At 70.1% G+C, this 10,041-nt stretch carries 10 protein-coding genes; 5 read left to right on the forward strand and 5 right to left on the reverse strand.

Annotation, left to right across the window (positions count from 1 at the left end):
• The 4 genes from QAA18_RS11785 to QAA18_RS11800 form a co-directional block, all read left to right on the forward strand.
• Positions 1-687 (forward strand): thiol:disulfide interchange protein DsbA/DsbL (locus QAA18_RS11785; RefSeq protein ID WP_279413170.1); only part of this gene is annotated, 687 nt, incomplete at its 5' end.
• A 31-nt stretch (positions 688-718) separates the two neighbouring features.
• A complete protein-coding gene (locus QAA18_RS11790; protein ID WP_279413180.1) occupies positions 719-1,471 on the forward strand; it encodes an endonuclease/exonuclease/phosphatase family protein in 753 nt (250 codons plus the stop codon).
• A gap of 37 nt (positions 1,472-1,508) precedes the next feature.
• Positions 1,509-3,485 carry a lytic transglycosylase domain-containing protein gene (locus QAA18_RS11795; RefSeq protein ID WP_279413172.1) on the forward strand — a complete coding sequence of 659 codons (1,977 nt, stop codon included), beginning with the start codon at positions 1,509-1,511 and terminating at the stop codon, positions 3,483-3,485.
• Between the two features lie 158 nt (positions 3,486-3,643).
• On the forward strand, positions 3,644-4,882 hold the full coding sequence (locus QAA18_RS11800) for a multifunctional CCA addition/repair protein (RefSeq protein WP_279413181.1): 1,239 nt from the start codon (positions 3,644-3,646) through the stop codon (positions 4,880-4,882).
• A gap of 34 nt (positions 4,883-4,916) precedes the next feature.
• Here the strand turns inward: QAA18_RS11800 and QAA18_RS11805 are convergent, their stop codons facing one another.
• Positions 4,917-5,321 (reverse strand): VanZ family protein, encoded by a 405-nt coding sequence (locus tag QAA18_RS11805; RefSeq protein ID WP_279413174.1) that lies wholly within the window; start codon positions 5,319-5,321, stop codon positions 4,917-4,919.
• Positions 5,309-6,505, reverse strand: a complete 1,197-nt coding sequence (locus QAA18_RS11810; RefSeq protein ID WP_279413176.1) for an SAM-dependent methyltransferase — start codon at positions 6,503-6,505, stop codon at positions 5,309-5,311. The genes QAA18_RS11805 and QAA18_RS11810 overlap by 13 nt, the downstream gene beginning before the upstream one ends.
• A gap of 22 nt (positions 6,506-6,527) precedes the next feature.
• On the opposite strand from QAA18_RS11810, the gene QAA18_RS11815 reads away from it, so the two are divergent.
• Positions 6,528-7,271 carry a pteridine reductase gene (locus tag QAA18_RS11815; protein ID WP_279413177.1) on the forward strand — a complete coding sequence of 248 codons (744 nt, stop codon included), beginning with the start codon at positions 6,528-6,530 and terminating at the stop codon, positions 7,269-7,271.
• Positions 7,272-7,361: 90 nt separating this feature from the next.
• On the opposite strand, the gene QAA18_RS11820 is transcribed toward QAA18_RS11815, so the two are convergent.
• The 3 genes from QAA18_RS11820 to folK are packed head-to-tail and all read right to left on the reverse strand — an operon-like array spanning position 7,362 to position 9,990.
• Positions 7,362-8,210: a DUF6159 family protein gene (locus tag QAA18_RS11820; RefSeq protein WP_279413178.1), complete on the reverse strand. Its 849-nt coding sequence runs from the start codon at positions 8,208-8,210 to the stop codon at positions 7,362-7,364.
• A gap of 18 nt (positions 8,211-8,228) precedes the next feature.
• Entirely contained in the window at positions 8,229-9,503 is a 1,275-nt protein-coding gene (locus tag QAA18_RS11825; RefSeq protein ID WP_279413179.1) for a mechanosensitive ion channel domain-containing protein, read from the reverse strand.
• 19 nt (positions 9,504-9,522) lie between these two features.
• Positions 9,523-9,990 carry a 2-amino-4-hydroxy-6-hydroxymethyldihydropteridine diphosphokinase gene (gene folK, locus QAA18_RS11830; protein WP_279413182.1) on the reverse strand — a complete coding sequence of 156 codons (468 nt, stop codon included), beginning with the start codon at positions 9,988-9,990 and terminating at the stop codon, positions 9,523-9,525.
• Positions 9,991-10,041: the final 51 nt, after the last annotated feature.

Genomic DNA, 10,041 nt, shown 5'->3' on the forward strand with positions numbered 1-10,041 from the left:
ACCGTCCCGGCCGACGCCGCCGCGCCCGAGCGTGCGCCGGTGCCGGACCCGGCCACGAACGCCGCAGCCGCCGAACAGGCCGCTTCCAGCCTGACGCCGGGTGTCGACTACGAGCTGGTCAGGGGCGGCCAGCCCTACGAGCCGCTCAACGGCAAGATCGAGGTCGTCGAGGTCTTCAACTACATCTGCCCCGCCTGCGCCCGCTTCGAGCCCACGTTCTCCGCATGGAAGGCCCGGGTCCCGGCCGACGTCCGCGTGACCTACGTGGGCGCGGACTTCAACGAGCAGTGGTCGCCCTACGCGCGTGCCTTCTTCGTCGCCGACTCGCTGGGCATCGTCGACCAGTCGCACACCGCCATGTTCCATGCCATCCACCTGGAGCAGAGCCTCCCGGGCGAAGGCAAGAAGCCCGACGAGGCCGCGGTCGCCGCCTTCTACGCCAAGTACGGCGCCGACCCCAAGCGCTTCCTGGCTGACATGCGCAGCTTCTCGACCGAGGCCAAGCTCAAGCGCGCCCGGCAGTTCATGATCCGCACCGGCGTCGGCGGCACCCCGACCCTGGTGGTCAACGGCAAGTACCGCGTGCGCGGCCGCACTTACGAGGACATGCTGCGCATCACCGACCAGCTGATTCAAATCGAACGCGCACAGATCGAGCCCGCCGCGACGACGCAGGGCGCGCCCTGACGGCCAGACCATGGCGACGCGCCGGCTCAAGCTGCTCAGTGCCAACATCCAGGCCGGCTCCAGCACGCGCGGCTACCACGACTACGTGGCGCGGAGCTGGTCGCACGTACTGCCGGCGGGCAACAAGCGCGGCGCGCTCGACAAGATCGCGCGCCTGGCCGGCGAACACGACATCGTCGGCCTGCAGGAGAGCGATCCCGGCAGCCTGAGGTCCGGCTTCACCAACCAGACCCATTACCTGGCCCAGCGCGGCGGCTTCGACTACTGGAGCCACCAGCCCAACCGCAGCGTCGGCGGCTTCGCGTCCAGCGCCAACGCCCTGCTGAGCAAGCTCGAGCCCGTCGACATCACCGACCATCCGCTGCCCGGGCGCATCGCCGGCCGCGGCGTGCTCATGGCGCGCTTCGGCGACGGCGACGACGGCCTCACCGTGGCCATCGCCCACCTTTCGCTGGGCGCGACCTCGCGCCGCAGCCAGGTCGCCTTCATCGCCGAGCTGCTGCACGGTCATCGCAATGCCGTGCTCATGGGCGACTTCAACTGCGTGGCCGACCGCCCTGAAATGGCGCTGCTGTACCAGCGCACCCACCTGCAGCCGCCCGCATCGTGCGTGCCGACCTTCCCCAGCTGGCGGCCGAACCGGGCCATCGACCACATCCTGGTCAGCGGCTCGCTGCAGCTGCAGGAAATGCGCGCGCTGCCGGCCGCAGCCTCGGACCACCTGGCGCTGTCGATCGAACTCGACGTGCCGCAGCAGGCCCTGCGCGCCGCCACGCTGAACTGAGCCTGCGTTCACCCCGTCGCCGTTATAGTCGCGCCGGATGAATACGCGCCGGCCTTCCCCCCTGCTGCTTGTCCTCTTCCTGCTGTCCCTGGGGACCCTGCCCCCGGGCGTCGCGCACGCGCGGCAACCCGCTGTCGATGCGTCGCTGCAGCGTGTCGCCGATGCGATCGATGCCGCCGAACACGGCAAGACCGATGCCGCCCGGCTCGCTGCCCTGGTCGACCATCCGCTGTATGGCTGGATCGAGTACGCCGGCCTGCGCCGCGACATCGATACCCTGCCGGTCGCCAGCGGCGAAGGCTTCCTGCAGCGCCATCGCGGCACGGCCGTGGCCGGGGCGTTCCGCGAGATCTGGCTGCCGGCGCTGGCGCGTCGCGAGGACTGGCGTGCGTTCAATGCGTCATGGTCGCCCGCGATCAAGTCCACGTCGCTGCGCTGCATGTCGCTGCAGGCGCGCGCGAAGACCGGTGGCGCCGATGCGCAATGGGTGTCCGACGCGCAGGCGATCTGGCGCAGCACCGGCAAGTCGCTGCCCAACGAGTGCGATGCGCCGCTGGCGCTGCTCGCCGAGAAAGGTAGCCTGACCCCTGTCCTGCGCTGGGAGCGGTTCGACAAGGCGGTGGACGAATGGAACCCGGGGGTAATGCGCTCGGCGGCGGAGGGATTGCCCGACCAGGAGCGCAAGCTCGCCGGGCGCTACGCCGACTTCATGAACCGGCAGGGCGACGACGCGCTGTCCTGGCCCAGGACCGAACGCAGCCGCCGTGTGGCCTCGCAGGGGCTGGCGAAGCTGGGTCGCTCCGATCCCGACCGCGCCGAGGCGCTGTTGCCGAAGTTCGCGAAGGCACTGGATTTCACCGAAGCCGACCGCGGCCGCGTGCTGTACCAGATCGCGCTGTGGACGGTGGCGTCGTACGACCCCGGCTCGGAGCGCCGCCTGGCCGCGGTCCCTGCGTCGTCCTACGACGAGCGCCTGCACGAATGGCAGGTGCGCGAGGCGCTGTCGCGCTCCGACTGGCCGGCGGCGCTGGCCGCGATCAGGCGCATGGGCGAGGAGCAGCGCAGCGACTCGCGCTGGACCTACTTCGAAGCGCGACTGCTGGCCCTCACCGGCGACCAGGCCGGCGCCCGGGCCGCGTACGAGCGCGCGGCGCGGATCCCGGAGTTCCACGGCTTCCTCGCCGCCGACCGCCTCGGCCAGCCGTATGCGCTCTGCCCATGGCTGCCGCCCGACGATCGGGCGACCAAGGCCGCGGTCGCCGCCGATCCCGCAGTAGTGCGGGCTATGGCCCTGTTCCGGATCGGTCGCAAGGGCTGGGCCGAACGCGAGTGGAACGAGGCGCTGTCGCGCTTCGACGATTCGCAGCGCCGGCTGGCGGTGGAAGTCGCGCAGGAGAACGGTTGGTTCGACCGCGCGGTGTTCGCGCTCGGCCGCGCGCCCGAGGAGCGGCGCCTGTACACCCTGCGCTTCCCGTTGCACCACGACGCGACGATCCGCCGCGAGGCCGCGCGCCAGGACCTCGACCCGGCCTGGGTGGCGGCGGAGATACGCGCCGAAAGCGTGTTCGACCCGAACGCGCGCTCGGGCGCCAACGCGCGCGGGCTGATGCAGGTCGTGCCCGCGACCGGCGCGGCCGAGGCGCGGCGCCTGGGCCTGCCGTGGCGCGGTGCCGACTCGCTCTACGATGCCGACACCAACATCGCCCTGGGCACCGCCTACCTGCGCAAGGTGCTGGATCGCTACGGCGGCAAGCCCTACTTCGCCATCGCCGGCTACAACGCCGGGCCGTCGCCGCTGCAGCGCTGGCAGTCCGAACGCCCGGGCATGGACGCCGACTTCTGGATCGAGACGATCAGCTACAAGGAAACCCGCGAATACGTCGCGCGGGTCCTGGCCTTCAGCACGATCTACGACTGGCGCCTGGACGGCAAGGCGGTGCCGTTGACGGACCGCATGCACGGGAGGCGAACGGAGGAGAGGAAGTCGTTCGTGTGTCCGCTGGCCGCGCCGTAGGCGCGAAGGGGAATGAGGGGAATTGGGAATAAGGGGAGTGGATGGTTCCAGGCACGCCGCCGTCCAGGTTCTACCCACTCCCTTCATTCCCTTCATTCCCCTCATTCCCTTCGGACACTTTCCCGCTCGCCCACTAGTACCATCCCCCCATGCCCCCCATCGAAACCTATCTCGTCGGCGGCGCCGTCCGCGACCGCCTGCTCGGCCTGCCGGAAGGCGACCGCGACTGGGTCGTGGTCGGGCAGACGCCCGAGGCGATGCTCGCGCGCGGGTTCCGCGCGGTCGGGCGCGATTTCCCGGTGTTCCTGCATCCGCAGAGCAACGAGGAGTACGCGCTGGCGCGCACCGAGCGCAAATCCGGGCGCGGCCATCGCGGCTTCGTCGTCGACGCCGATCCTTCGGTGACGCTGGAGGAAGACCTCGGCCGCCGCGATTTCACCATCAACGCGATCGCGCAGGCGCCCGACGGCCGGCTGGTCGATCCGTTCGGCGGCAGCCGCGACCTGGAGCAGCGCGTACTGCGCCACGTCGGCCCCGCCTTCGCCGAGGATCCGCTGCGGGTACTGCGCGCGGCCCGCTTCATGGCGCGCTTCGCGCCGCTGGGCTTCCGCGTCGCCGACGAGACCATGGCGCTGATGCGCACGATGGTGGCGTCGGGCGAGTTGTCGGAACTGGTGCCCGAGCGCGTCTGGCAGGAATTGTCGCGCGGCCTGGCCAGCGCGGCGCCCTCGGCCTTCGTCCGCACCTTGCGCGACTGCGGCGCGCTGGCGGCGATCCTGCCCGAGGTCGACGCGCTCTACGGCGTGCCGCAGCGCGCGGAATTCCACCCGGAAGTCGACACCGGCGTGCACGTGGAGATGGTGTGCGACATGGCAGCACGGCTCGCGCCGGGCGATGCGGTGGTCGGCTTCGCCGCGCTGGTGCACGACCTGGGCAAGGCGCGCACGCCGGCGCATGTGTTGCCGAAACACATCGGCCACGAGCACGCCGGCCTGAAGCCGCTTGCCGAACTGTGCGATCGCCTCAAGGTGCCGCAGGCGCACCGCAGGCTGGCTGAAATGGCCTGCCGCGAACACCTCAACGTGCATCGCCTGGACGAGCTGCGCAACGACACCGTGCACGACCTGCTCGCCCGCTGCGACGCGTTCCGCCAGCCTGCGCGCATCGCGCAGCTGGCGCTGGTGTGCGAAGCCGACAAGCGCGGCCGCAAGGGTCACCAGGACGATGCGTACCCGCAGGGCGCCGAGTTGCTGCGCCTGCTCGCGGCAGCGCAGTCGGTGCGCGGCGCCGACGTCGCGCGCGAGGGTCTCGAGGGCCCGAAGTTCGCCGAGGTCCTGAGGAAAGCGCGTGTTGCGGCGATCGGCAGGGCGCGGGAGCCGGGAGCCGGTAGCCGGTAGCCGGAGAGCGGGCGTTCCGGCTACCGATTGCCGGCTACCGGCTACCGGCTACCTTCAGGAGGACATCGCGCAGCGGGGTCCAGGCGACGAGCATGCCTGCCGCGATTCCGACCGCATCGGCGGCGACGTCGCCGGCTTCCATCGCCCGCGTGGTAGTGAAGGCCGCCTGCGCGAACTCGATCGCCACGCCCAGCCCGAGCAGGCCGGCGGCCACCACCGCCAGCGGCAAGCCGCGCACGAACAACTGCACCGCCGAAGCCGCAAGCAGCGCGAACGCCAGCGCATGCTCGACCTTGTCGCTGAGCGGTACGCGCGGCAGATCCTGGCCCGGCACCAGGCACACCACCACGACGGCGGCGATGCCGGTGAACCACAGCGCCAGCCACATCGGCAGCCGCCGCAGCGGTTTCACCCACGGCGTGCCGGTCACAGCCGCCACGACAGGTCACCGCTGAGGAAAGCGGTGCCGAACTCCACGTCGCGGGCGAAGCCCAGCACCTGGAAGCGTTCGCCCATCGCTTCGGGCAGCGTCAGCTGCCTGGCTTCGTTGCGAAGGCGCTGGCGTGCCGCTTCGTCGCGTGCCTTCGCTTCGGCTTCCTCGAGCCGCTGCGGCAAGCCGTTGCCGAGCAGGAAGCTGGCCTGGTTGCAGTAGCCTGCAAACTCGAAGCCGGCGCCGTCGCAGGCCTCCGCCAGCGCGGTGAAATCCACCGACGCGGTCAGGTCCTGCAAGCCGGGATGCGCGTACAGGTCCGCGACCACGTGGTGGCGGCGGAACGCGCGCAGCGTGCCCTCGCTGCGTTGCGGCAGGTAGTACTCGCGACGCGGATAACCGTAGTCGACGAACAGCAGCGCACCGGATTTCATGCCGCCGATCACCGCCTGCAACCAATACGGCAGCTGCGGCAGCAGCTCGGAGCGGTAGCCGTCGACGAACGGCGCCTCGATCTGGCGCTCGACGTGGCGTACCGCCGCGGCCAGCAGCGCGTCGGCGGGCCGGTCTTCGCGGATGAAGCGGCCTTCGCCGTCGAGCGCGACGTGCTCCTCGAACACTTCGCCGTCGCGCAGGGTGAAGCGCGGCGTGGGCAGCGCGTCGACCACTTCATTGGCGAACAGCACGCCGTTCCATTCCTGCTGCGGCGGCCCGTCCAGCCATTCGACCAGGTCCGCGAGCAACGGGTTGAGGCGTTCGTGCAGGCGCTGGCGCTGGCGCTCGCGCAGGTCGGCACTGGGTTCGAGGATGGCGTAGCGCGCGGGCAGCGCGTCGAGCGCGAGCAGGCGCTTGAGCGCCACTTCGGCGAAGGCGCCGCTGCCTCCGCCCAGTTCGAGGAACCCGGCTTCCGGCCCGAGCTGGCGCAGTACCGGCGCCACGGCGTCGGCGGTGCATGCGGCGAACAGCGGGCCCAGTTCCGGTGCGGTGACGAAATCGCCGGCGGCGCCGAACTTGGTGGCGCCGGCGCTGTAGTAGCCCAGCCCCGGCGCGTACAGGCACAGCTCCATGAAGCGCGAGAACGGAATCGCGCCGCCGGCCGCGATGATCTGTTCCTGGATGATCTGCCGCAGGCGTCCGCTGTGGGCCAGCGCGTCCGCGTCGGGTGGGGGCAAAGTCGACATAATGAACAGCATAGCCGTTGCCCGGGAGCCGCCGATGACCGCAGCCGAACCCGAAGCGCCCGCCATCCTGGTCACGGGCGCCGCGCGCCGCATCGGTGCCGCCATTGCACGCCGCCTTCACGCCGACGGCTGCGCGCTGGCCCTGCACTACAACACCTCGGCCGCGGACATGCAGGCGCTGGTCGACGAGCTCGAAGCCGCCCGCCCGCGCAGCGTGCTTGTCCTCCAGGGCGACCTGGCGCGCTTCGACACGCTGCCGGAACTGGTGGCGAAGGCCGTGGGCCGGTTCGGACGCCTCGACGGCCTGGTCAACAACGCCTCGGCCTTCTTCCCCAATCCGGCCGGCGGCGCCACGCCCGCGCAATGGGAGCATCTGTTCGCGATCAATGCGCGCGCGCCCTTCTTCCTGGCCCAGGCCGCGGCGCCGCACCTGGCGGCGAGCGGTGGCGCCATCGTCGACATCGCCGATGTCTATGCCCTGCAGCCGCGCGCGGACCTGTCGGCCTACGCCGCGTCGAAGGCCGCCTTGCTCGGCTCGACCCGTGCGCTGGCGGTGGCACTGGGGCCGCGCGTGCGCGTCAACGCGGTCGCGCCGGGCGCCATCCTGTGGCCCGACGAAGGCATCGATCCGGAACTTCAGCGCGAACTGATGGAGAAGACACCGCTGGGCCGCACCGGCACCCCCGAAGAGATCGCCGGTGTCGTGGCCTGGCTGCTGCGCGACGCCGCCTATGTCACCGGACAGGTCATCCGCGTCGACGGCGGCCGCTCGCTGTAAAAAAGGGGACGGAGGTAATTAAGTGCCTTGGAAGCCCATCGCGCATGGGGCTCACCATGCACTTAATTACCTCCGTCCCCTTTTTTTCTTTTAGAGCTTCCGCTGGAAGGCGTCGCGCAGGATCACGCCGTCGAAGCCGGAGGCGGCATCGCCCTGCACGGCGTAGCGGTACAGCGCCGCCGAGTAGATGCCCGACAGAGCGGCCTGCACCAGCGCCATCAGCATTACCGCCAGCACCGCCAGGGCCGCGACCACCGTCGCCAGCACCACCAGCTTCTGCACCGCCAGGAACACCACGAGCGCGCCGCAGACCAGCACCAGTACGACGTTGGCGATGGTGAACACCAGGCCGATGCCGCCGTTGCCGATGATGTTCTCGCCCCAGGTGGCCTTGAGCAGCGAGGCGCTCTCCTTGACCGCCTCGATCGGGCCGACGTCGCGCGCCACCAGCACCGGCACGGTGAGGTAGGTGGCCACGGTCCAGGCAACGCCGATCAGGCCGATCACGATCCGGCCGACGATGCCGGCGCGCTGCTCCAGCGCGCGCAGCAACATGCCCACGGTCGCGGCGATCGCCGCGTAGCCCAGGATCGTCGTCCACTTGCCGCGGGCGATGCGCAGGCCGTCGGAGACGGTCGGGTCGCCGCCGTCGAGGCGGATCATCGCCGCGCCGACCAGCGCGGTGTTGAAGAAGAAGATGACGAAGTACTGCACCAGGTAGAAACAGAACAGCCACGGGTAGAACATCGCCGGCATGCCGCCGCCCTCGGCCTCGAGGTTGCGGAACATGCCCAGGCCGAACATCGGCAGGATGAAGGTCGCCGCCACGATCACCGTCACCGCGGTCGACACCAGCGGGAACACCAGCAGTTCCTTGTCCGACCGCAGCACCGCCATGCTGGCCTTGGCCAGCGCCCAGCTACGCGAGAACTTGCCCATCGCCAACCCCTCCCCGGGTCATGTTTCGCCGATTATGCCCCGGCGCGGGCGCTCCGGCGCGAGCAGCGCGGCCGCTTCGGCGATATCGCCGCTGCCCGGTTGCTGGTACACGCGCAGGCCGAATTCCGGCAGCACTGCCAGCAGGTGGTCGAAGATGTCCCCGGCGAGGTTCTCGTACGGCGCCCAGCGCACGTCGGCGGAGAAGCAGTAGATCTCCAGCGGGATGCCGTGCGGGGTCGGGTCGCGCTGGCGCACCAGCAGCGTCATGTCCTGGTTCACGCCAGGATGGGAACGCAGGTAGGCGTTGACGTAGGCGCGGAAGGTTCCGAGGTTGGTCGCACGGCGGTTGTTCACCGGGTCCTTGCCGGCGGCCTGCAGCTTGGCGTTGTACGCCGCCAGCTCCTCGCGCTGCTTGTCCAGGTATTCGTCGATCAGCGCGATCCTGCGCAGGGCCTGGCGCTCCTTCTCGTCGAGGAAGCGCACCGACGTCTGGTCCAGCAGCAGCGCGCGCTTGATCCTGCGACCGCCCGATTCGACCATGCCGCGCCAGTTGCGGAAACTTTCGCTGATCAGCAGATGCGTCGGGATCGTGCTGATCGTCTTGTCCCAGTTGCGCACCTTGACGGTGTGCAGGCTGATGTCGATCACGTCGCCATCGGCGTTCTGGCTGGGCATCTCGATCCAGTCGTCGATGCGCAGCATGTCGTTGCTGGCCAGCTGCATGCTGGCCACCAGCGACAGCAGCGTGTCCTTGAACACCAGCATCAGCACGGCGGTCATCGCGCCCAGGCCGGTCAGCAGCACCAGCGGCGAGCGGTTCACCAGCGCGGCCACGACCAGGATCAGCGCGACCACCCAGATGATGATCTTCAGCAGCTGCAGGTAACCCTTGATCGGCCGGTCGCGCGCACGGGCGCCGCGGCCTTCGTACAACTCGTTGAGCGCGTCGAGCAGGTTGCCCAGGCCCAGCGCGACCGTGACCGCGATGTAGGCCAGCGCGACGTTGCGCACCACGATGTCGAAAATTTCGGGCGTGCCGCGCACCCAGCCGATGCCCACCAGCACCACGACCGCCGGCACGACATGCGCGAACCGGTACAGCACGCGGTGCCTGGCGAACACGTCGTCCCAGTGCATCGGCGAGGCTTCGGCCAGGCGCGCGGCGATCCGCAGCAGCACGTGGCGCACGAGCAGGTTGGCCAGGATCGCCGCGAGCAGGAGCCCGGTCGCGCCGACCCAGGGCGAATCCAGCCATTCGGAGGACAACAGGTGTTGCAGACGCTCGGAATTCATGCCGACAGGGTAACCGCCCTCACAGCACGATGTCGGTCCGCTCCGGCGGCGAGGCGAAAGCCGGATGGATCGACCACAGCCTGGCCAGGGTCATGCCGCGGATCGGATCGACGAAGTCGGGCGCGATGTCGGCCAGCGGCTTGAGCACGAAGGCGTGGTGCAATTCCGGGCGCGGCAGCTGGAAATCGCCCGGCCCGTCGAGCACCAGGTCGCCGAAATAGATGATGTCGATGTCCAGCGGGCGGTTGCTGTACGAGGCGTCGCGGCGGTCGCGGCCATGCGCTTCCTCCAGCGCATGCACCCAGTCGTTGAGCGCGAACGGGTGGATGTCGCTGTCGATGGCGACGATGGCGTTGAGGAAGTCGGGCCCCTCGAAACCTACGGCCGCGGTGCGGTACACCGGCGACGCCTCGATTTCGCCGAAGCGCTCGCGCAGCGCCGCCACCGCCATGCGCAGGTTGCGCTCCGGCGACAGGTTGCTGCCCAGGCTGAGGTAGGCGCGGCTGCGCGGGCGCGGCTTGCGGTCGCTGGCGCGGCG

The sequence above is a fragment of the Luteimonas sp. 8-5 genome, from assembly GCF_029763755.1.
In the GTDB taxonomy this organism is placed as follows: Bacteria; Pseudomonadota; Gammaproteobacteria; order Xanthomonadales; family Xanthomonadaceae; genus Cognatiluteimonas.